At 41.2% G+C, this 22,713-nt stretch carries 17 protein-coding genes and 7 tRNA genes; 13 read left to right on the top strand and 11 right to left on the bottom strand.

From position 1 onward, the window contains the following. Window positions 1-45: 45 nt before the first annotated feature. The 4 genes from KQP93_RS04750 to folE2 all read right to left on the bottom strand — a co-directional run bounded on the left by KQP93_RS04750 (window position 46) and on the right by folE2 (window position 3,404). Window positions 46-996, bottom strand: a complete 951-nt coding sequence (locus KQP93_RS04750; protein ID WP_217876081.1) for a cobalamin biosynthesis protein CobD/CbiB — start codon at window positions 994-996, stop codon at window positions 46-48. A gap of 1 nt (window position 997) precedes the next feature. Further along, entirely contained in the window at window positions 998-1,705 is a 708-nt protein-coding gene (gene mtnN / locus KQP93_RS04755) for a 5'-methylthioadenosine/S-adenosylhomocysteine nucleosidase (protein WP_217876088.1), read from the bottom strand. 103 nt (window positions 1,706-1,808) lie between these two features. Continuing rightward, on the bottom strand, window positions 1,809-2,402 hold the full coding sequence (locus KQP93_RS04760; RefSeq protein ID WP_217876089.1) for a DUF2726 domain-containing protein: 594 nt from the start codon (window positions 2,400-2,402) through the stop codon (window positions 1,809-1,811). Window positions 2,403-2,483: 81 nt separating this feature from the next. Then, on the bottom strand, window positions 2,484-3,404 hold the full coding sequence (gene folE2, locus KQP93_RS04765; protein WP_217876091.1) for a GTP cyclohydrolase FolE2: 921 nt from the start codon (window positions 3,402-3,404) through the stop codon (window positions 2,484-2,486). A gap of 173 nt (window positions 3,405-3,577) precedes the next feature. On the opposite strand from folE2, the gene arcB reads away from it, so the two are divergent. Next, window positions 3,578-5,905 (top strand): aerobic respiration two-component sensor histidine kinase ArcB, encoded by a 2,328-nt coding sequence (arcB, locus tag KQP93_RS04770; protein WP_217876093.1) that lies wholly within the window; start codon window positions 3,578-3,580, stop codon window positions 5,903-5,905. A gap of 6 nt (window positions 5,906-5,911) precedes the next feature. Here the strand turns inward: arcB and arcA are convergent, their stop codons facing one another. From arcA to trmB, 5 genes are all read right to left on the bottom strand, one after another. Beyond that, window positions 5,912-6,628, bottom strand: coding sequence for a two-component system response regulator ArcA (gene arcA / locus KQP93_RS04775; protein ID WP_054551295.1), 717 nt, complete (start codon window positions 6,626-6,628; stop codon window positions 5,912-5,914). A 104-nt stretch (window positions 6,629-6,732) separates the two neighbouring features. Next, window positions 6,733-7,254 (bottom strand): YfiR family protein, encoded by a 522-nt coding sequence (locus tag KQP93_RS04780; RefSeq protein WP_217876095.1) that lies wholly within the window; start codon window positions 7,252-7,254, stop codon window positions 6,733-6,735. Beyond that, window positions 7,254-8,876 carry an ATP-binding protein gene (locus KQP93_RS04785; RefSeq protein ID WP_217876096.1) on the bottom strand — a complete coding sequence of 541 codons (1,623 nt, stop codon included), beginning with the start codon at window positions 8,874-8,876 and terminating at the stop codon, window positions 7,254-7,256. The genes KQP93_RS04780 and KQP93_RS04785 overlap by 1 nt, the downstream gene beginning before the upstream one ends. 118 nt (window positions 8,877-8,994) lie before the next feature. After that, window positions 8,995-10,023 carry a methyltransferase gene (locus tag KQP93_RS04790; RefSeq protein WP_217876097.1) on the bottom strand — a complete coding sequence of 343 codons (1,029 nt, stop codon included), beginning with the start codon at window positions 10,021-10,023 and terminating at the stop codon, window positions 8,995-8,997. Window positions 10,024-10,040: 17 nt separating this feature from the next. Next, complete coding sequence (gene trmB, locus KQP93_RS04795; RefSeq protein ID WP_217876098.1) at window positions 10,041-10,766, bottom strand: tRNA (guanosine(46)-N7)-methyltransferase TrmB; 726 nt, start codon at window positions 10,764-10,766, stop codon at window positions 10,041-10,043. A 218-nt stretch (window positions 10,767-10,984) separates the two neighbouring features. On the opposite strand from trmB, the gene mutY reads away from it, so the two are divergent. Together mutY and KQP93_RS04805 are read left to right on the top strand one after the other, a co-directional pair. Further along, window positions 10,985-12,061, top strand: coding sequence for an A/G-specific adenine glycosylase (gene mutY / locus KQP93_RS04800; RefSeq protein ID WP_440590106.1), 1,077 nt, complete (start codon window positions 10,985-10,987; stop codon window positions 12,059-12,061). Window positions 12,062-12,076: 15 nt separating this feature from the next. Next, window positions 12,077-12,349, top strand: a complete 273-nt coding sequence (locus KQP93_RS04805; protein ID WP_036970432.1) for an oxidative damage protection protein — start codon at window positions 12,077-12,079, stop codon at window positions 12,347-12,349. A gap of 40 nt (window positions 12,350-12,389) precedes the next feature. Here KQP93_RS04805 and KQP93_RS04810 read toward each other — a convergent pair whose 3' ends face one another. Further along, the gene (locus KQP93_RS04810; RefSeq protein WP_217876099.1) at window positions 12,390-15,161 is read right to left on the bottom strand and encodes a hybrid sensor histidine kinase/response regulator; all 2,772 of its coding nucleotides are present in this window, start codon (window positions 15,159-15,161) and stop codon (window positions 12,390-12,392) included. 262 nt (window positions 15,162-15,423) lie between these two features. On the opposite strand from KQP93_RS04810, the gene KQP93_RS04815 reads away from it, so the two are divergent. From KQP93_RS04815 to KQP93_RS04845, 7 genes are all read left to right on the top strand, one after another. Next, window positions 15,424-15,499: transfer RNA gene (locus KQP93_RS04815), tRNA-Phe, on the top strand. Window positions 15,500-15,569: 70 nt separating this feature from the next. Further along, window positions 15,570-15,645 (top strand) — tRNA-Thr (locus KQP93_RS04820). An 8-nt stretch (window positions 15,646-15,653) separates the two neighbouring features. After that, window positions 15,654-15,729, top strand: a tRNA-Phe gene (locus tag KQP93_RS04825). Window positions 15,730-15,786: 57 nt separating this feature from the next. Beyond that, window positions 15,787-15,862 (top strand) — tRNA-Thr (locus KQP93_RS04830). Between the two features lie 35 nt (window positions 15,863-15,897). Beyond that, window positions 15,898-15,973 (top strand) — tRNA-Phe (locus tag KQP93_RS04835). Between the two features lie 51 nt (window positions 15,974-16,024). Beyond that, window positions 16,025-16,100: transfer RNA gene (locus KQP93_RS04840), tRNA-Thr, on the top strand. A 113-nt stretch (window positions 16,101-16,213) separates the two neighbouring features. Further along, window positions 16,214-16,289: transfer RNA gene (locus tag KQP93_RS04845), tRNA-Phe, on the top strand. A gap of 341 nt (window positions 16,290-16,630) precedes the next feature. Here KQP93_RS04845 and KQP93_RS04850 read toward each other — a convergent pair. Continuing rightward, entirely contained in the window at window positions 16,631-16,792 is a 162-nt protein-coding gene (locus KQP93_RS04850) for a hypothetical protein (RefSeq protein WP_217876100.1), read from the bottom strand. Between the two features lie 131 nt (window positions 16,793-16,923). Here KQP93_RS04850 and KQP93_RS04855 point away from each other — a divergent pair, with 131 nt between their 5' ends. From KQP93_RS04855 to KQP93_RS04865, 3 genes are read left to right on the top strand one after another with little or no spacing between them, the layout of a single operon-like run. Continuing rightward, window positions 16,924-18,330: an efflux transporter outer membrane subunit gene (locus tag KQP93_RS04855; RefSeq protein ID WP_217876101.1), complete on the top strand. Its 1,407-nt coding sequence runs from the start codon at window positions 16,924-16,926 to the stop codon at window positions 18,328-18,330. 2 nt (window positions 18,331-18,332) lie between these two features. After that, window positions 18,333-19,571, top strand: a complete 1,239-nt coding sequence (locus KQP93_RS04860) for an efflux RND transporter periplasmic adaptor subunit (protein ID WP_217876102.1) — start codon at window positions 18,333-18,335, stop codon at window positions 19,569-19,571. Next, window positions 19,571-22,651, top strand: coding sequence for an efflux RND transporter permease subunit (locus KQP93_RS04865; protein WP_217876104.1), 3,081 nt, complete (start codon window positions 19,571-19,573; stop codon window positions 22,649-22,651). Before KQP93_RS04860 ends, KQP93_RS04865 begins: the two co-directional genes overlap by 1 nt. The last annotated feature ends 62 nt before the right edge of the window (window positions 22,652-22,713 follow it).

A 22,713-nucleotide genomic window follows, 5' to 3' on the forward strand; every position in this document is an offset into this window, starting at 1 on the left:
TATAAAAAACCAGCTGCGGCTGGTTTTTTTATGCTTATATTTTGATTAGTTTGTGAATAGGCTAATTACTTCAATCCCGACTATCAGTAGTAACCAAAATGCTTTCGCTTGATTTAAGCGATTCACTAAAGCGGCAATATCATCGGCATCTGGTAGGCGATCGGTCCCAACACGCATTTTATTAAAGCGCTCACCTTGATAAAGGGCAGGGCCGCCTAACTGTACTTGCAAAGCAGCCGATGTAACACTTAACAGCCAACCCGTGTTGGTTTGATAAAAGTGTCTGCCATAGTGTTTTATATAATGAATACATTGTTTGCTAGCATTGGTTGCTGCAATCGTTAAAGCGACTAATCGAGTGGGTAACCACTCCAATACAAATAGTAATTTAGCAATGGGAGCCAAAAACGGGTTGTTTGGTTTTAGGTTTTTTCGCCATGCTTGATGAATTAATGTGAGTAAGCGATAAACTAAAGCAAGGATAGCGCCGCCAAGTAGATAAAAGAATATAACGGCAAAATAATGCCGCGCACTTTGTAGCACCAGTGATTCCATGGTTGCTTTGCAAATGCCAGGGGCTGATAAACGTGAGACATCACGGGCAACGAGGCTTGCAAGAAGCTCTCTAGCAGTCGCTTTTTGGTTGAGCTTGAGTAATCTGGCAATACGTAATGATTTCTTCTCTTGAGCGCGGCTACTGAGTAATAAATATAAAATTAAGCCATTTAATAGCTCAGGGTAAAAAGCAAACTCTAAAAACAGCACAACCAATGTCACTATCACTAAAATGGTGAGTGTAAAAGCCAAGGTTGAGGCTAAATACTGATAGCTTTTGGGGTTCGTTGGGTTGTATAAACGATCGCTAAGCGCAGAGAAAATAACGGTTAAAAAGGTATTAGGATGATACCAACTAACCAAAGGAAAGAAGCGCTCAGCTAAGAGCGCTACAAAAAATACAATAATGTCCAAATGGTTTTGAACAATATTTGCAATCACCTTATAAACTCACCGATGTTAGCTTCTCTAAAAGAGCAACAACCATTTTAGATGAGTTGATAGATGCCGTTTCGATATACTCTTCAAATGATTGCGGTGATTCTTTGCCAGCAATGTCAGACATTGAACGAATAACAACAAATGGTGTTTCTAGCACGTGACAAGCTTGTGCAATTGCTGCGCCTTCCATTTCTACTGCAAGCATAGTTGGGAACTCAGCACGTGTTTTTTCAATTCGTACTGGGTCACACATGAATGAATCACCAGTACAAATTAGGCCAATCATGGTTTTAACATCGCTGATTTGGCTTACGCTTTGTTCTGCCGCTTCAATCAGTTTAGGGTGAGCAGCAAAGCCAGCTGGCATTTGTGGTACTTGGCCGATTTCGTAACCGAATGCAGTCACGTCTACATCGTGGTGACGAACTTCTGAAGAAATAACCACATCGCCTACATTTAGCGATGGCTCAAAACCACCTGCAGAACCTGTGTTTATTACACAGTCTGGGCTGAAGTTATCGATTAGTAGTGTTGTTGCTACTGCAGAAGCCACTTTACCAATACCAGATTGAACTAAAGTAACTGTGTTACCCGCTAATTCACCCGTGTAAAATGTGAAACCCGCTTTAGTTATGATGCTTGGGTTTGCCATCGCTTCGCGTAAGATTTTTACTTCTGGCTCCATCGCGCCAATAATACCAACGTGCATAATATTTGATTCCTTAGATTGAATAGGATGATTATACCTAAAAATGTCTAAAACAAACAAAAAAGCAGACCTTAAAGTCTGCTTTTGCCAATATTATGACGGCCTATATTTCTGCAAGTGCTGTTGAGTGTGCTTTTGCTTGTGATGGTGACAATACCGCAGGTTTAGTAACGCGGTTGCGTGCAGGTCTTGCAGGGGCTGCTGCAGGTTTACCAAGCTTAAACATGATTGCGTCACGCACTTCTCTTGGTTGATAACCTGATTTTACCTTCATGCGAATATGCGGAATGCCTGCCGCTTCTAACGCGCCACTAACAAACCAGTCACGTTGTGCTTTATGGCCGTCGCGGTTGGTGTTATTTACTAAATCAACAGCAGCGACAATAGTAAGTTTGTCTTTGTCGATAAGCACGTAATCTAGCTGTTTGTTTTTGGCCTTAGCAATTGCAGCACGTTTGGCTTTTACTGATAGACCTTGCTTGCAGTCAATTAAATCAATCAGTTTAACGCGGCTGACGATTTTATATTGGTCGCCTACAGCACGTTCTAGAAGATGTAAAAAAGCACTCTCAACTTGCGTAAAAACAGTTTGCTTACGAGTGAAAGGATAAGGGTTTCCGCCTTCATCGGTAAACTTTGACGCAACAACAGAGGCTACTACGACTAATACTAAAATTGATAATAAAGCGAACTCCATACGGTAACTCCACAACAACAAATTGACACTGAAAATTAAAAGCAATTAGCGTGCCTAAATGAGTGGAGCTCACCGAAATTTTTAAGCTGTGTATCCGCCAGCAACTCCTTTAACAGCGATAGCTACTGCGTCGTGAGCATGAAGTGATTCATAGTGGTTTATTTGTAGCCAATAATCTTCGTAGTTTTGCTGTTCAAGTAAACCTTTAATTTTACGTGCAGCATCTTCGCAGAACATGAGGTTTTGACCATTTAAGCGGGCAAACTCTTGCTCATCTTCACGTTTAACTGCTGCTTGTACTGGCGTTTTTAGCTCAGCTTCTAAAGCATCAATTAAGCCAACCACATCAAAACTGTCAATTTGGCTGTCGAGTTTTACTTTCACGTTTGCAATTGAACGTTGTGAGTGTGGTGTAGCAACAATGCCGTCTGTTGTGCCTAGCCATTCTAAAACAGTTTGCTTATCAATATTTTGCTCTGCAAACTTTGCGCGAAAGGCATTTTGAATTAACTGACGAGCAAGAGCCGCTGAACATGGGCATGTTGACGAGTAAGTAACATCAACCATTAACTCAAAACTGACAATGCCTTGGTTGATCTTAGCGATCAGATGAATAGGGTAGTTTTTCCAACCTACTTTGCCACTTAATAAAGATTTACGACGCAGAGGTAGCTCAAATTTAAATTCGATTTGTGCTTGGTCGCTTAAATCATCATGGCTGCTAATAAAAGCATCAAGTGCTTGCTTAAGAGTTTGTGGATTAACTTGCTGCTCGGTTGATAAGGTATCAAGGGCTAAAAATAAACGCGACATATGAATGCCTTTTGCGTCTTCTTTATGCAAGTTTACAAAAGCTCGCGCATTGGCAATTACATTTACAGGGGCAATATTGCGAGTTTCAAAAATGAAAGGAAGTTCAATTTCGCCCATGCCAACCCAGTCTAATTTACCTGTTTGTAAGGCGGGAGCCGTATCAGCAATATCTGGCATTGTGGTTTGCATGGTAATACTCATTCTTTGCAATTATTAAAGCGCGGTATTTTACATGAAAAAATATAAAAAAGCGGCGTTGATGAAAAAATTCTATGTTTATCGCACAATATGAATATTTCTAAAGGAATAGTGATAAAATTAGCTATGCTGTTTTTTTTCGATTATGTGCCTAAGCTTTATATATGATTGATTCTTCTTTGAGTCCGTGGGCTCGCACTCTCTCAAGCTTTATTTCTAAGTACGGTGAGTTTAAAACTGCCGCCGCCTGTTATGCCTTATTATTGGTCATGTCGCTGATCTTATCGTGCATGTTTTATTATGTAGCAGTTGGTACGGTAACTTTAGTTGATGTTTTAGCGGTGATGTTCTTCACTGCGGTGGTATCGCCGATTTTAATAACTGTACTGCTTAACTCAATTCGCCAATTAGAAGCTTCTTATAGCTACCTAGATAGCGCAACCAAACAAGAAAAACTACTCAACCAAACGCTAAAAGACAATATCAGTCGCTTAAACGAAGAGATTGATGAGCGTAAAATGGCGTTTCATGCTAAACACAGAGCAATAGAAGAACTCAGACGCGAAATCGCCGAGCGTAAGAAAACTCAACAAGAACTTGCGCAACAAGGCATGTTATTGCGCTCTATTGTCGATTCATCTCCCGATTTATTTTATTACCGCGATAACAATGGTGTATTTGCTGGCTGTAATAAAATGTTTGAACAAGTGATAGGTAAAAGCAGCGATGAGCTAATCGGTAAGAGTGTCGAAGAAATCTACCCAAGTGATTATTTACCAGAAGTACTGCGCACCGACAAAAAAGTATCTCAAACCCATCAAGCTCTGACACTTGACGTTGAATACCCCGTTGATGGTGAAAAGCGCTGGTTTGAAATGCGTAAGTTACCCTTTATTAATGAAAAAGGTGAGTACATTGGTTTGCTTGCCTTTGGCCGTGATATCACCAGTCGTAAAGAAGCCGCGCAAGCCCTTGAAGCAGCTTATAAAGATAAAGGTAAGTTCATTGCAACTTTAAGCCATGAATTAAGAACGCCGCTTAACGGTATTGTGGGTTTAACCCGCATGCTACTTGATACTGAACTTGATAAACAGCAACGTAGCTGGTGTAACACGGTATTTTCGAGTGCTGAAACCCTTGGCAATATTTTTAACGATATTATCGACTTGGATAAAATTGACCGTGAACAGCTCGATATTGTTGCTGATTCAGTCAATGTGGCCGACTTTATTAATGACGTAGTGAATTTTGCAGGCTTAATTGCTGAACAAAAGAGCCTTGAGTTCAATATTAAACGCAAAGGCACACTGGATGTTTACGCGTCTCTTGATCCGACCCGTTTACGCCAAGTTGTTTGGAACCTTATCAACAATGCCGTTAAGTTCACTCAGCAAGGCCATGTAGAGCTTGAATGCCGCCGTGAGAATCGTGCCGATGGTCCGTGGTTAGTGATGCGTGTGAGCGACACGGGGCAAGGTATTCCACAAGAGCAGCTGCATCGTATTTTTGACATGTACTACAAAGCACCGGATATCAACGGCACCAATGCTATTGGTTCTGGTATCGGCCTTGCGGTAACAAAAGCACTTGTTAGCGCAATGAAAGGTGAAATTAATGTCAGCAGTACTGAAGGTGAGGGCAGTGTTTTTGTTGTTGAAATACCGCTTAAGCTTTGTATTGCGCCTACCGAGAAAAGTTATGCGGTACGCAGCTTAAACATTCTTTTAGTGGAAGATGTGCCGCTAAATGCTGAAATTGCTACCAACTTACTTGAGCAGCGTGGCCACGAAGTTATTTGGGCTGAAACTGGTGAAGATGCGCTTTCGTTTGTCTACACAGAAGATGACTTAGACCTAGTTTTACTTGATATGCAATTACCAGATATCAATGGTGATGAAGTTGCTCGTCAAATTCGTGACGATGAACACTTTGATAGCTTACCAATTGTTGCCTTGACCGCTAACGTACGTAGCGCCGAAGAAGAGCTTGCTGGTATTAATATTCAAGGTGCACTCGCTAAGCCTATCAACACCACTAAACTCGATAAAATGCTTGGCGAGCTATTTGATATTAAGCAGCAACAAAACTGTCAGCCTGAGCCAATCAAAGCCGTGACAGAAAAAGACTTATCGGGGATTCGCATTGAGCTGCTCGATATAGAAACCATAGAAGACTTTGTAGGCTCTATGGGGCTGGTTATCTTTAATCGCAGCTGTGAGTTATTTAATAAGTTAAACCCTCAGTATCAAACTGAGCTGGCCGATGCGTTAGCGGCAGATGATAGAGAAGAATACAAATCGGTGGCGCATAAATTAAAAGGTGCAGCTGGCTCTGTAGGCTTAAATGATGTGCAATTACATGCTAAGAAGATGGAGCACGGCGCGCTTGAAGAAAATAGTGAAGAATTACAACAGTGGCTTGATGAACTAGCAGTTAAAATAAATGAAGGGCGTGACGCCCTCCAATTATTCTTACAACAGTTAGAAGATTAATTCTAATTAGCTGTCGATTTTACCAATGAAACGATAGCCTTCACCATGGATGGTGCTGATCAGCTCAGATGTGCTGTTGTCGCTTTCAAAGTGTTTTCTGATACGACGAATTGTTACGTCTACAGTACGGTCGTTAGCGCGAAGCTCACGGCCGGTCATGTGCTTGATTAATTGCTCACGGCTAAAGATACGGCCCGGTGAGTCAAGCATTAAGCGTAGCGCGCGGTATTCACCTTTAGGTAAACGTTTAGCGTCGCCGCTTGGAGATGTTAAACAACGGCTATTTTCATCAAGTTCCCAACCGTTAAATGTGATAACACCATTTGTTTCGATATTCGCTTCTTCGCCACCAAGGGCTGTGCGCGAAATAAGGTTACGAGCACGAATAGTTAATTCGCGAGGGTTGAATGGTTTTGTGATGTAGTCATCAGCACCAATTTCAAGACCTAAAATGCGATCAACGTCGTTGTCACGACCTGTTAAGAAAATTAAACCAACGTTACGTTTTTGACGTAATTCACGCGCTAAAATTAGCCCGTTTTTACCTGGCAGGTTGATGTCCATAACTACAAGGTTCACATCATCATTATTTGTAAGCTTGTCATGCATATCATCGCCATCAATGGCTTCAATAACTTTGTAACCTTCAGCTTCAAATAAACTAACGAGGTTTAGTCGAGTTACGTCTTCATCCTCTACGATCAGAATGACTGGCGTTTGCATTGTATATTAACCTTTTCGGAAATTTTATTTACAAAAATTCGGTATTATCAAGCAAAACCGAATACTAGAGATTATAGGATTAGATCCAATTGTTAACAAGTAAATCAATTTGGATAAAACTTAGCCATAGCTAACAATCGAGATTGCACTTTAAAGTTATGCTGCAATACGTGCTGCTTATTGATATACAGTCGGATTTTATTTCCTTCTTGAACCAGAGAGGCTATACCGCCATTTTCTAAAAAGCTGATACTTTCACCTATGGTTAAAGTATCCAATGAAATTGTATCGGTCCAAAGTGGAAGTATATCATTTTCTAATGTTTCATCAATGTATGTGATATCACAAACTTGAGAAAGTTCAGAAATTTGCTGGGTTTTTTTCACTAATATAACGTTAATTGGTTTTTTGTTAATTTGCAGTTCATTTCTATCTTTAAGGAACGCCCCAGGGCCTTTATCTAAGTCATAAAAACAAAATGAAATAGGGGGAGGGTTCACTTGGCCATTAAATTTAGTGAACTTAGCAATTTGATACAAAAATGCCGATTTTACTTGATCAGGTGATTTGGCAAATGCGGGAAATACAACAAGCAAAGCTAATAAGATACAACTTACTAATCTCATTACGCTGCACCTTCTTGCAATGGCAGAGTAATAATAAAGTGAGCCCCTTCGTCAGCCAGTTCATCGTATACGATGCTACCGCCAAGTGCTTGAGTCACTAAGTTATAAACTAGGTGCATGCCCAAACCACTGCCACCTTCGCCACGTTTTGTGGTTACAAATGGGTCGAAAATACGTTTGCGAATTGATTTCTCAACACCAATACCGTTATCGAAGTAGTGAATACTCAAGCTACTTTCGTTGCGCTCAACATTAAAGGTGATTTCGTTATTTTGCTCATCACTAAATGCATGGATCACTGAGTTACTTAATAGCTGTTGTAACACTTGTTGTAACGGCCCCGATTTGGTTTCAATACTAACCTCATTGCTACAGTTAATTGTAATTTTAGGGTTACGGTATTGAATTTCTGAGCGCATCGACATCACCACATCGCTTAATAGATTATTTAAGTTGATTTTGGTGGTGACCTCGACATCTTGATTAACGGCCACTTTCTTAAAGCTAGATACGAGCTCTGCTGCACGGTTAAGATTGCGATAAATAAGATCGAGGTTTTCAATGCCGTCATTAATAAAGCGTTTTAAGTGTGCTGAAGTTAAAGTTTTTTGTTCAAACTGCGTGTGAATTTCTGCCAGCTTGTCGCGCAGCAAGGTTGAGCCTGTAATACCCAACCCAATAGGCGTGTTAACCTCATGAGCAACACCTGCAACCATTTGCCCTAGTGATGCCATTTTCTCGTTTTCGACGATTTGGTTTTGGTATTGGTGCATTCGCTCAAGGGTATTGAGCAGCTCTTGGTTAGCCTCACGTAAGGCGATTGTGCGTTGGTTTACTTTCTCTTCAAGGCTTTGGTTAAGCTGTTTGATTTCTTGTTTGTCTTTTTCGTGGCGCTCAATTTGTTTTTGAGTGCGCGCGAGCATGATATTTAAGCTGCCTGCAAGTTGGTTTATTTCGTCAATATTGTTTTTTTGCGCGCGTGTTTCGTATTTATGGTTTTTCGACACGTCTTGTAGCAGATTACTTAACTCATCGATGGGGTTTGCAATACGCTTTTGAATACGTCGAGCAACAAAATAAACCAATACTAAAACGAACAGGGTTAGTAAAATATCAATGATAATCTTACGATTAATATATTGGTTTAACCTATCTAAGCCGCCACGAACGTAGACATAACCTATGGTATCACCTTCGTATACGATAGGCGTTATTAGCTCTATATCTTTATCTTTAAAGCGTGGCTCTAATAGGTTATCTATGCTGCCAACTTTAATAGGGACTGGTGGTGTTCGGTTGGCATTAAAACTACTAAAAAACACCGGCTCGTTTGATAACTCATCGATTGAATAAATATGGATGTTTTTAATAAGCGGCACAGATTCAAATGATTTTAAGCGCTCAGATTCGGTTTCGTTATCATCAAACAGCACGGTGATTTGGGCGTTGTAGGCAATTATTTTCGATAAAATAGAGATTTTATCGACAATCAGCGCTTTTTGCTCTTTTACATCTAGGTAGGTCGAAATAGAAATAGACAAAGACAAGCATAACGCAGTGACTAGCATTACCGCATTGGTCAACGCTTTACGAATACTTGTTTGTGTCGAAAATATCGGCATGCGCTATAGAAGGCCAGAATTTTTGTTATTAGTAAGAGTTTAGTCTAGCAAAGACATTTGAAAGTAACTAAATATTTTAAAAAATATTTTTGCTAAGAATAAGCTATTTACTCAACTTTTATTTAGCTGAGTAAACGGCAAATTTAGTATTTTTGAAATCTGTGCTGTATTGGCCAAATTGTGCTTCTAAAATGGGTGGGTATTTTAAGAAGCTGTTTGCAACTATGGTCAATTTACCTTGCTTGCTCAAGTGTTGCTTTGCTGAGCTAAGAAATGCTTCGGCAATAGTGTAATCTGTGGCAATACCCGTATGGAACGGCGGGTTACTGATAATTAGATCAAATTTACCATTAATATCAGTTAAGCCATCACTCAAAACCGCTTGGCCTTTAAGGTTATTGAGCGCAAGTGTTTGCTCAGTGGCGTAAGTTGCAAGAGCACTGACATCGCTACATACAAATTCAAGTTCAGGCTGCTTTAAACCTAAGTAAGTAGCAATAATGCCTGCGCCACAAGCAAAGTCGAGTACTTTACCTTTGCTAATAGTTGGCGCATTATTTAGAAGTACCGCAGTGCCCACATCAAGCGCACCGTGGTTAAATACGCCTGGTACACTGATCGCAGTAAATTCAAGATCGCCCGCTTTCACTTGGAATTGTTTGTGGTAGCGGCTGATAGCAAAGTTATCGTTTAGGGTAAGCTCAGAGAATAAGTACAGAATACAATGCTTGGCACTATCGATTTTGTTACTAAAACCACAGTGGTCTTTTAGTTGTTTCTCTGCTGATTTAACACCGCTTTTATTTTCACCTACCACAAATAGTTGTACATCTTGATGACAAACAGCACGAATGTTATCAAGGCACATTTGTGCTTCTGGCTTCGCTTTTGGGTAATAGTAGATAACTAAATCGTAGTTACCATTTGGAATAGTGTGATCAACCACTGCATGTATACCTGCTATTTTGCTGGCATACATGGCATTTGCGTGGTTATAACTGAACGCAGTAATTTTTGCGTCGGGATTTAGCGCTTTAAGTTCGCGTAAAAAGCCATCTTGCTCAAAGTTAACCACTAAAATCGATTGCCCAACAAGTTCGTCTTCATTACGAAGCAATAATAAACTTGGGTTGGCTAACTTACTCATGCTGCTTTTACCTTTTATTACTTAGTACGCTCGAACATTAGATCCCATACGCCGTGACCTAAACGGTGACCGCGCTGCTCAAATTTTGTCAGTGGACGTGAATCTGGGCGAGGAACGTAATCGTTAGTTTCTGATTGGTTTTTGTAACCTTCAGCCACTTGCATTACTTCAAGCATATGCTCTGCATAATTTTCCCAGTCAGTCGCCATATGGAAAACACCGCCAATTTTTAACTTGCTGCGTAACTTTTGTGCAAACTCTGGTTGTACGATACGACGCTTATGGTGACGTTTTTTATGCCATGGATCAGGGAAAAATAATTGCAGCTTAGATAAGCTTTCATCGGCAATACAATCAGAAAGCACTTCAACCGCATCATGTTCGAATACGCGTAAGTTCGTTACACCCGCTTCATCGGCATCCATTAAACAAGCACCTACACCTGGGCGGTGAACTTCAATACCGATGAAGTTAAGTTCTGGTGCGTTTTTAGCCATTTCAACTAGCGATTTACCCATACCAAAACCGATTTCTAGTACCACATCGTTATCGTTACCAAACACTTCAGCTAGGTTTAGCATGCCATTTTTGTGCTCAAGGCCCATAGTTGGCCAACACTTCTCGATGGCTGCCGCTTGGCCTTTTGTTAGGCGACCTTCGCGCTTAACGAAACTACGAATCGTGCGGATATATTTACCCTCTTGCTTTGCTTGCTCGAGGTTTGGGTTGCTTGAGTCACTCATATATTTTGGCCTGATTAAAATACTGACTATAGAAAAAGGTTGCGTATTATCCCTGACCTGCGCCTTGAGTACAATAGTCAGAACCTGTTTATCTTTCGAGATTAATATTACGTCTATATGAGAGCAATTTAGACAGAGCAGAGCCTCTTCGGCTTGCTTGGCCTAACTAACTGCAATAGACTTGGCCGCAATGAGCTTCAGCAAGTAAAGATGTTATTTTGAATTTAAGCAATAAGGAGTCAACCTGGTTTGCAAATCAAGTGGTTGACTGGTATCACCTTCATGGCCGTAAAACTCTGCCATGGCAGTTAAATAAAACACCTTATAAGGTATGGATCTCTGAGGTTATGCTACAGCAGACCCAAGTAGTGACTGTTATTCCATACTTTGAAAAGTTTATGCAAAGCTTTCCTGACATCATCGCGCTTGCTAATGCGGATGAAGATCAGGTGCTACACCATTGGACTGGGCTTGGCTATTACGCCCGTGCGCGCAACTTACATAAAACGGCAAAAATAGTGCGTGATAAATACCAAGGTAAATTTCCAACCACGCTTGAAGAGGTGATGGACTTGCCGGGTATTGGTCGTTCAACTGCAGGGGCTATCTTGTCTTTATCGCTTGGCCAACACCATCCAATTTTAGACGGTAATGTTAAACGCGTATTAGCACGCTTTTTTATGGTTGAAGGCTGGTATGGGGTGAAAAAGGTCGAAAATCAACTTTGGTCATTATCATCGCAATTAACGCCTAAAGAGTCGGTCACTGAGTTTAATCAGGCCATGATGGATTTAGGTGCAAGCCTTTGTTCGCGAAGTAAATTCGATTGTGAGCCTTGCCCTTTAAATAGTAAATGCCTTGCTTTTAAAGAAGGTAAAGTAAAAGAGTTCCCGCATTCAAAGCCGAAAAAGGCTGTGCCGAAAAAGTCATGTCATCAGCTTATACTGGCCTGCGACAATAAAGTACTTATGGAAAAGCGCCCAAGCTCAGGGATATGGGGTGGTTTGTTTGGCTTTTTCGAGTTTAGCGAATTAACTGAGCTAGAAACATTTTTAGCCCAGCATGGTTTATCAAACAGTACGCAGGCACTTGAGGCCTTTACCCATGTGTTTTCGCATTTTGAGCTAACCATCAACCCGCATGTTTTAACCTTGCCGAGCATTCCAGATCTCATTAATGAACGACAACTAGTTTGGTATCCGCTTGATGAGTCAGTTGAGGTTGGCCTTGCAGCCCCAACGAAAAAGCTGGTTAAACAATTAAGCGCAATAGATTACAATAGCATCACGCAATAAGAGTAGAGAGCAATTATGGCACGTACAGTATTTTGTCAAAAGTTACAAAAAGAAGCTGAAGGCTTAGGCTTCCAACTATACCCAGGTGAGCTTGGTGAAAAGATTTTCAACAACATCAGTAAAGAAGCGTGGGGCCAATGGCAACACAAGCAAACAATGCTGATCAACGAAAAACACCTGAACATGATGGACCCAGAGCACCGTGCTTTTTTAGAGGAGCAAATGGTCGGTTTCTTATTTGAAGGTAAAGACGTGGAAATCGAAGGCTACCGTCCACCAGAAAAGTAAGCAAAGATATTAAATGTAAAAAGGGCCAATAGGCCCTTTTTTAATTTTCGTTTTCTTGTTCGGCTTTTTTAATTTGTTCTTTTAAGAACTGTGCTACTTTAGAGTATTCAATTTCATAACTATCACGCAGTTCAATTAAATCATCACTCGTAGGTGGTTGTTCTTTATCTTTGCAACGCTCCTCAAATTCAGCTGCTAGTTCCGCAACTTTCATTGCACCAATCGTTTTTGAGATTGACTTGAGCTGATGGCAAGCTGATGTAATCGCTTCTACATCTTGCTCGATAACACCATTGTTGACTTCTTTACTTAGCTGATTGCTTTGCTCTAAGTACATTTTAAAGAAGCGTAATTTCTTATTTTCGTCATTACCGACATAATCAGCCAGTTGATTCATATCAATTGGTGCTGCTGGTCTTTTAACTTCGAGCTTAGTTGCTTCAGGATTGGTTTTGTAAGCACACTTATGCAATGTTGCTTCTAGTACATTTAGTTCAACTGGCTTGGTGATGTAATCATTCATTCCTATGCTTAAACAGCGCTCTTTTTCACCTTTAAGGGCATTGGCGGTGATAGCAATCACATAAGGTTGAGCATTAATATCTTCAAGCTGCGAGGCCTCATTACGAATTTTTTCGACCATATCGTAGCCAGACATTTTTGGCATATGTAAGTCGGTAAGGATAATTGAGTGTTTACCTTCTCGCCAAGCTTCTAGGCCTTTTTCACCATTTTCAGCCAATTCAACACCGTAACCTAATAGGTGGAGCTGATCGGTTAACACTTGCTGATTTAGTACATTGTCTTCAACAAGTAATACTAATTTGTTTTCTTCGCGGGCTTTATCGACGCTCAGGTAGTCGTTAAATGACTTAGTAGAGGTAATCTGTTTTGGCTTGTGTAAACCGGCTGCCACAAGTAGCGACATCATAAAGTTAGACTTACAAAGCGGTGATGCATTTAGGTAGAAAATATTCTTATGATTAATAGCTGCTTCATCGAGCTTACTAAGCACTATAACTTGTTGTTTATTGTCTTCTAGAGTGTACAGTAGACGGCGCAAGATATAGTTAATATCTTCCATGCTTTCGATACCATCTAACACCCAAATTATATCTTTTTTATCTTGCTCAGCTTCTATTAAATCGCTGCTGTCAGCAATAATAGGCGTTGCTCCCATAAATGATAGATAACGAGTTAGTATCTTTTTACGACCATCGTGGTTAGTTACAACAACAACCCGTTGGCTTTTCATTACCTGTTTATGGGCATATTCCACTTTACCTTGTGTACTAAAAGGCAATTCGACAACAAATTCACTACCAATACCTAAGTCACTTGTTACAGAAATGGTGCCTAGCATTAGCTCTGTTAAGCTTTTACAAATCGATAAACCTAAACCTGTTCCGCCATATTCACGGGTGATAGAGCCTTCTGCCTGAATGAATGGATTAAAGATTTCACGAAGCTGCGCTTGCGTCATACCTTTACCGTTATCTAATACGCTAAAACGTAAGGTGTAGTGATCAGTGGTGTTTTGGGCTACCTCTACTGAGATCCTTACAAAGCCTTTATGTTTTTCGTCTGTACTGGTGAACTTAATTGCATTACTGCATAGGTTGTAAAGTACTTGACGCACACGCACTGTATCACCAATCAAATTGGTCGGAATATCTGGCGCAATAGCGAGCTCTAATTCAAGGTCACGCTTTTTGGCAACAGATGATAAAACGCGAGCGACTTCTTCAATGGTGTCTGACACTGAGAAAGGAATATTATCGATGTTTAATTTACCCGCTTCGATTTTCGAAAAGTCGAGAATGTCATCTAATATGCCTAATAAAGAAAATGCAGAATCACGAATAATTGTACTTAATCTGTGCTGTGCACCATCAAGCTCAGTTTGGCGAAGTAAGTCAATAGTGCCGATAACCCCGTTCATAGGGGTACGAATTTCATGGCTCATGGTTGCTAAGAAAGTCGTTTTAGTTTCGTTTGCCTGCTCGGCTTTCAAAGTTGCTTGCTCAAGTGCGATTGTTCGATTATGTACTTCATTTTCTAGACCGCTTTGAAGCTTCTGTAAATCAGCCTGTGCAGCTTTGTTTTCTGTAATGGCTGATTGCACTTTGTTGAGTAGCAAATTGATATGTTTGGCTACAGAGCTTAATCCAAAGTCTAATTCTTCGGTAACATGGGATTGGTAATCTGCATTTTCTGTAATTGCCCTTAGTTCTTTGCTCAAAGAGTTACTGCTTTTGCTAAATCGTTTATTAATAAAAATACTTAGCGCAAAGGATAAAATAATTAAGGCTAGAAGAGTTAAAACAGCAAGGCCGATTGAAACTATTGATGATTCTGCTATTGGCTGCTCAATTGGGTGTTGTTTTACAATAAGCTCGCCAACAGGTTGATCATTAAATTCTAGAACGGTGTGAATAAGTGAGCTTTGTTCTAGTTGCTGGGTTACTTTACTTGGTTCTATGAGCGCTTTGTTATTAGCATAAACCAGTGAAACGTTACCATTGAATTCGTATCTATATAAGTAGTAATCAAAGCCACTTTCAAGAAGTAATGCTAAATCTAAAACTTCCTTTACTTTATCTTGGCCAGGCATAGTCAATGCGCTAACAAGTGGGGATGTGAGTTGAGTTGAAAGCTGTTGAGCTGTTAATTGAGGCTGTTCTATCTTTTGTGGTGTATTACTGGTTGGATAAAAAGAGTAAGAAACAACCGCAAGCAGGGCGATGACAAGGTTCGTGATAATAAAAAGCGGTAATAAGCCTTTTACTGGTGAATTCGATTTACTTGGCATTTTTTTATCCAACAAAATTTAAACAGCGATAGAGAGCGTATTCTTATTATTAGGTAATCCTACCATCAATGAAGAAAAATTCACCACGTTTTTAACATAGGTAACTCTTTTATGATGAGGGTCAACTCAAATGGATAAACTTGCCGATTAAATAAGCTAAAAACTATTAAAAACAGCAATCTTGATTGAAAACTGTGCAAACAGTTAGAATCCTCAAAAAAAAGTTGACTTGAGAAGGCAAAACCCGTTTAATACGCCGCACGCCCAGATAGCTCAGTCGGTAGAGCAGAGGATTGAAAATCCTCGTGTCGGTGGTTCGATTCCGCCTCTGGGCACCATTATTTAATATATTGGTGTTTAATTTATGCTTTAAACATCAGTATCGTGCATAGCACACAGATTTAGTGTGCCGACTTAGCTCAGTTGGTAGAGCAACTGACTTGTAATCAGTAGGTCATCCGTTCAACTCGGATAGTCGGCACCATTTATTTTGCCCAGATAGCTCAGTCGGTAGAGCAGAGGATTGAAAATCCTCGTGTCGGTGGTTCGATTCCGCCTCTGGGCACCATTATTTGATAATCTCTTTTAAAGTGATTATAGTGCACAACGCACACGATTTTAGTGTGCCGACTTAGCTCAGTTGGTAGAGCAACTGACTTGTAATCAGTAGGTCATCCGTTCAACTCGGATAGTCGGCACCATTTATTTAAACATCAAGCTTCTAGCTTTTTGTTATGCCCAGATAGCTCAGTCGGTAGAGCAGAGGATTGAAAATCCTCGTGTCGGTGGTTCGATTCCGCCTCTGGGCACCATTATTTATAATCACAACGTGATTAAGTGCTAAACGCACACAGGTTTGGTGTGCCGACTTAGCTCAGTTGGTAGAGCAACTGACTTGTAATCAGTAGGTCATCCGTTCAACTCGGATAGTCGGCACCATTTATTTAATAGTTAGCATTTAGCTAATTGTTTTGCCCAGATAGCTCATTCGGTAGAGCCATCGGGAATTGCATTGAAAATCCTTGTGGATATTCTGCATAAAACTAAATTTTGCCCAGATAGCTCAGTCGGTAGAGCAGAGGATTGAAAATCCTCGTGTCGGTGGTTCGATTCCGCCTCTGGGCACCATTGATTCAAAGCCTCGCAATCGCGAGGCTTTTTTGTTTCTGTCCCCTCCAAATCATGATTTAACATCACGTAGGCGTGAAATTTAAAGAGCTATCAGCTTTCAGCCGTCAGCTATCAGATGAAAAAGTTAGCAAGTTAGAAAGGGGAAAGAGTAAAGGTACGAGTTTCGAGGCCCGAGATACGAGGTGTAGGAGGCGTTTTAACGCCGAAAAAAGAGTTATTAGATATCAGTGGTTAGAAGTCAGATTGAAAAGTGCCTACACTCAGTTTCAGATAAATGCTCACCCGTATATGTAAATTTATTACACGCTAATAAACTCTTGTAAAAGAGAGAAGCTAGGTCAAAGTTCTGATAGCTGATAGCTGATAGCTGATAGCTGATAGCTGATAGCTGATAGCTGATAGCTGATAGCTGATAGCTGATAGCTGATAGCTGATAGCTGATAGCTGATAGCTGATAGCTGATAGCTGATAGCTGATAGCTGATAGCTGATAGTTTGCAACTTACCCCCATTTTCCTACCGTTCATCGCCCCCAAATGTCATGCAGTGTAATGTTATGTAAAGTCAGTTGAGCAAAACTTAACGTGGTGCTTGAATTACACTCATAAATAGATGTTTTTCAGGTTTTTAGAATGAATTGGCAATACAAGCCGAGTTTATTGGCTTTAAGTGTAATTTTGCTAAGTGCATGTGCGAGCCAGCCGACTCACAATGAACGAGTTGCTGAGCTTGAGAGTGTACCAAGTGCATGGCAGCAACTTCCTTCTGGCGACAAGGTGCTTGCTGTTAAAGATAACTGGTTGCAGCAATTACACGACCCTCAAGTTTTTACTTTAGTTGAGCAAGCATTAGCCCATAACCAAGCCATTTTACAAGCGGGTTACGATGTCGCGATTAAAGAGCAGCAGCTTATTGCGGCTGGGGCTGATTTATGGCCAAGCCTTGATTTATCAACACGTGCGAGCCGAAGTAAAGATAACCGCCCTGTTAGTTATAACAACGCCAGCTCAGCATCATTAGAATTAAGCTACGAAGTTGATTTATGGGGCAAATTGTCGGCCTCAGAACGACAAGCAAATCTTGAATACCTAGCTGAAAAAGCCACATTTGCGCAAAGTAAACAACAATTGGTTGCTGATGTGGTAGCGAGTTGGTTTGATGTTATTACGAATCACAAATTACTTGAGCTATATAAGCAGCGTGAGCAAAACGCTGAGAAAAATTTAGATATTATTGAGTCAGGTTATCGCCAAGGTTTAAATGAATCGCTTGATGTTTACCTTGCTCGTAATGAGCTAAATACCGAGCGCTCGAACATTGCGGCGCAGCAAGCAACGTTAACTAAATCGATTCGCGATTTAGAGCGTTTAACAGGCCAATACCCAACTGGCGCGTTAAGCGTTAGCGCAGATTTACCACTACTCGATAATGCTATTCCACTTGGTTTACCTTCAGAGCTTATCACTCGTAAACCTGAGTTAATGGCAAGCTGGTATCAATTACTTAGTACCGATGCTGGGCTTGCTTATGCGCATAAACAGCGTTTTCCGAGCTTAAACCTTTCTGCATCAATTAGTGATAGCACAGATAGAGTGAGCGACTTATTTTCGCCTTCAAGCTTAGCGTGGTCGCTGATTGGTAGTATTTCGATGCCAATTTTTGAAGGTGGTCGCTTAAAAGCCAATGAAGAACAAGCAAGGTTAAACGTTAAGCGCCAAGAGCAGGCGTATCTTGCCACACTTTACGATGCCTTTAACGACGTTGAAACAGCCATCAGTCAAGAGCAAGCGCTTAAAGTACGCTATGAAAAAACCTTAGAAGCGCAAGAAAATGCCATTACCGCAGAGGCATTAGCGTTTGAACAATATCAAAGTGGCTTGGTTACCTACACCACGGTACTCGATGCACAAGACCGTTCGTTCAATGCGCAAAGTTCGGTAATCGAACTTAAAAACCAATTAATTATCAACAGAATCAACTTACATATTGCCCTTGGTGGTGATTTTAGTGAAGCAAACAGCGAAGTAGCAGAGCAATAATCATGAATAGCAAGACACGTAAAATTTTAATTCCATTGGTAGTGATCGTTGTGACGATACTGCTTGTCATGTTTATTAAAGGCAACCCGCCGCAAGCAAACCGCTTTTCTTCACCGCCAAAAGCAAAAGTGAATGTAGCTGTTAAAACCTTAACACCAGAAACCTATCAAGTGATGATTGATAGTTTTGGTACCGTAAAGCCACGTACGCAAAGCATGCTAGTCGCACAGGCTTCAGGGCAAATTATCGAAATTAGTGAGCAATTTCGTGAAGGTGGTTTTTTCGAAAAAGGCGATGTGTTGTTGCAACTAGATGATAGAGATCACCGCGCCGAAGTAAAATCAGCACAAGCGACGTTATTAACCGCTGAGCAAAGCTTACTTGAAGAGCAAGCTCGTGGTCGCCAAGCAATTACTGATTGGGAGCGCTTAGGCAAGGGTGAACAAGCAAGTAGCCTGGTATTGCGTAAGCCACAACTTGCAGCAGCCGAGGCAAGTGTATTGTCTGCCCAAGCGACGCTTGAAAAAGCCAAACTTGATTTAGAGCGTACAAAAATCACTGCTCCATACGCGGGGCGAGTTTTAAGCCGCAGCGTAGATTTAGGCCAAGTGGTGAGTAATAACATGGAACTTGCCACCATTTATGCGATTGACCGTGTTGAAATTCGCTTACCAATCAAAAATAAAGATTTGCCGTTCATTAACTTACCAGAGCAATTTCGTGATGGCGCTAAAAATAGCGCCGGTTCACTCGTTAAATTTAGCTCAGATCTCGTTGGCAAACAGTATTGGCAAGGTCAAGTTATACGTACCGAAGGGGCCATAGATGAAAGTGCGCAGCAGCTTTACGTGGTTGCACAAATTAATGACCCTTACAAAGCCACTTCTGCGAATCAATACCCAATTAAAATTGGTCAGTACATCAAAGCGCAAATTACTGGCACAGCGGTTGAAAATGCCATTGTGATCCCAAACAGCGCAATTTACCAAGGCACGTACGTTTATATTGAAGAGCAAGGTGTATTGCGTCGTAAAAACATCTCACTGGCTTGGCAAAACGCTAACCAAGCCGTTGTCGCTGATGGTTTGACTGCAGGCGATAACTTGGTGATTACACCGCTTGGTCAAGTGAGCTCTGGTACACAAGTTACCGTTATGGGTAGCGAAGAGTATCAAGCGACCAGAGCAAAAGCTAAGCGCCCAAACAATCAACAGCCGCCTAAAGAGCAAGGAGCGCAATAATGATTGCTTGGTTTACAAAGAATCATGTTGCAGCAAACTTATTGCTGATCAGCATTTTATTAGCAGGGTTATTTAGCGTTTCGACGCAAATACCACTTGAGGTGTTTCCTTCATTTGAAGCTGACAGAATTAGTGTCAGTGTATCATTGCGCGGCTCTACGCCAGAAGATGTAGAAAAAGGCGTATCGATTCGTATAGAGGAAGCAGTTCAAGATCTCGAAGGTGTAAAGCGTATTACTAGTCGCTCATCTGAAGGCTCTTCTTCGGTAAGTATTGAAGTTGAGACTGGGTATGATCCAAGAGAGCTGTTAGCTGATATTAAAAGTCGGGTTGATGCAATTAACACCTTTCCGGTCGATGCTGAAAAACCGATTGTTTCGCTTGCTGAGTGGAAGCGCGAAGTAATCGCCGTGACTGTTTCAAGTATCTATGGTGAAAAAGAAACGCTTGAATACGCCGAGACTGTACGCGATGAGCTTCTACGTTTGCCAAGTGTAACTCAAGTTGAGTTAAGCGGAGTGCGTGATTACGAAATTGCCATTGAAGTAAGTCAAGATACTTTACGCCAATACGATTTACGCTTATCGGACATTTCTTCAGCAATTAGCAATTCAAGTACAGATGTTTCAGCTGGTAACTTAAAAACCGAAGGGGGGGATGTACTCATTCGTTCAAAAGGTCAAGCTTATCGCAAAGACGAATTTGCTAACATAGTGGTAAAAAACCAAGCTGATGGCACTATTATTCGTTTAGGTGACATAGCCCGTATTAGCGATGATTTTGAAGAAACCCCAGTGCGTACTCGATTTAATGGTAAACAAGCGGCGTTTATTGATGTGTATCGTATTGGTCCGCAAAGTGCGATTGAAGTTGCTGATGCGGTAAAAAACTATATTACTGAGCATCAAAGCCAACTACCGGAAGGGTTTGAGTTAAGTTATTGGGATGATGACTCAGAAGTTGTAAAAAGCCGAATAGCAACGCTTACTAGTAACGCAATTCAGGGCGGGATTTTAGTCCTTGCGCTTCTCACCTTATTCTTGCGTCCTGCTATAGCATTTTGGGTATTTATTGGGATCCCTGTGTCGTTCATGGGCGCGTTTTTAATGATGCCAATATTTGGTATCACACTTAATGTAATCAGCTTATTTGGTTTTATTTTGGTGCTAGGTATTGTTGTTGACGATGCCATTGTGACCGGTGAAAACGTCTACACCCACCTAAAAACAGCCGAAAGTGGTGAGCAAGCCGCTATTCGTGGAACGCAAGAGGTGGCAACTCCGGTAACATTTGGTGTTCTCACGACTGTTGCGGCATTTTTACCTCTCGCTTTTATTGAAGGTGCTCGAGGCGCTATATTTGCACAAATTCCAGTAGTAGTTATTCCTGTTTTACTGTTCTCTTTGATTGAGTCTAAGTTTGTATTACCAGCACACTTAAAATACTTAAAGTTACGCCATGAAAAGGGCGAACCATCGAAACTAGAGCGCCTTCAACAGCGTTTTGCCGATGGCTTTGAACACGCAATAATGAAGTATTACCAACCATTATTGAATCTAGCTTTAAAGAATAAAATGGCTACGGTTAGCTTATTTGTTGGGATTTTTGTAATTATTGTTACCTTGATCACAAGTGGTTGGACTAAATTTACCTTTTTCCCGCGTATTCCAAGTGAAACTGTACGTGCATCCGTAACTTTCCCTGCCGGAACACCGTTTGAAGTGACCAATAAATACGTCATTAAAATGTCAGACAAGGCAAAAGAGTTACAAGATAAATACCGCGATGAAGACGGTCAAAGTGTGATTCTAAATATTTTGGCAACCACAGGTGGCCGTGGTGGTTCGTCAAATACCGGTAGTGTTAGATTTGAGATCATGCCAGCAGAAAAGCGTGAATCAGATATAGGCTCACGAGAACTTGCCAGCGAATGGCGTGATCTTATCGGTATTATACCGGGAGCAGAGAGTGTCACTTTCCGTGCTGAGTTTGGCCGAACATCTAGCCCTATTGATGTACAGCTAAGTGGTAGCTCAATCGACACCCTCGAAGCAGTTGCTGAAAAAGTTAAAGTACGTTTATCGACGTATCCAACTGTGTACGAAATAGCCGATAGCATGTCAGATGGTAAAGAAGAGTTGCAAATTGAGCTGACAGAGCAGGGGTTAGCGCTTGGATTAAACCGTGTTGATGTATCGCAGCAAGTGCGTAACTCGTTCTTTGGTGCGCAGGTACAGCGCATTCAACGTGGGCGCGACGATGTGCGGGTAATGGTACGCTTACCGATTGAAGAGCGTCGCTCGGTTGCAGACTTAAAAGATATACTTATTAAAACACCTGCTGGTGGTACTGTGCCATTGTCGCATGTGGCTACTTTAGTGCCGGGGCAAAGCCCATCCTCAATTTACCGTATTGACCGCTATCGAACATTGAATGTCACAGCTGATGTTGAAAAATCAAATACCAATATGACGGTGCTGCAAGCAGACTTAAAAACCTACTTAGATGAGCTCATGGTGCAATACCCAGGTGTTGATTACACACTAGAAGGTGAAGCCAAAGAGCAGCGTGAGTCATTTGGTTCACTCGCTTGGGGCCTCGTGTTTGTATTCTTTATTATTTATGCGTTATTAGCGATACCGTTTAAATCATATTTGCAGCCATTAATTGTGATGAGTGTTATTCCGTTTGGCATGATAGGTGCGGTAATGGGTCACTGGGTAATGGGCATGGAGTTAACCATTATGAGCTTGCTTGGCATGTTAGCCTTGATAGGTGTTGTAGTGAATGACTCATTGGTATTGGTTGATTTTATCAATAAGAAGCGTGAAGAGGGCGGCGATTTACTTGAAACCGTTAAGCTTGCCGGTGCGGCACGTTTTCGCCCAGTAATGCTAACCAGTTTAACCACCTTTATTGGCTTAATGCCGCTGTTATTTGAAAAAGCAACGCAAGCACAATTCCTTATTCCAATGGCGGTAAGCCTTGGCTTTGGAATTATCTTCGCAACGCTTATCACCTTGCTATTAGTGCCAGTTAATTATCTATTAATGGAGCGCTTTCAGGGATGGTTTAAGTAGAGGGCGATAGGTTAAAAGCATGTGTGTTGGGTAGAGCGAAGTGAAATCCAGCACACAGAAGC

Source organism: Pseudoalteromonas shioyasakiensis, from assembly GCF_019134595.1.
Taxonomy (GTDB): Bacteria; Pseudomonadota; Gammaproteobacteria; order Enterobacterales; family Alteromonadaceae; genus Pseudoalteromonas; species Pseudoalteromonas shioyasakiensis_A.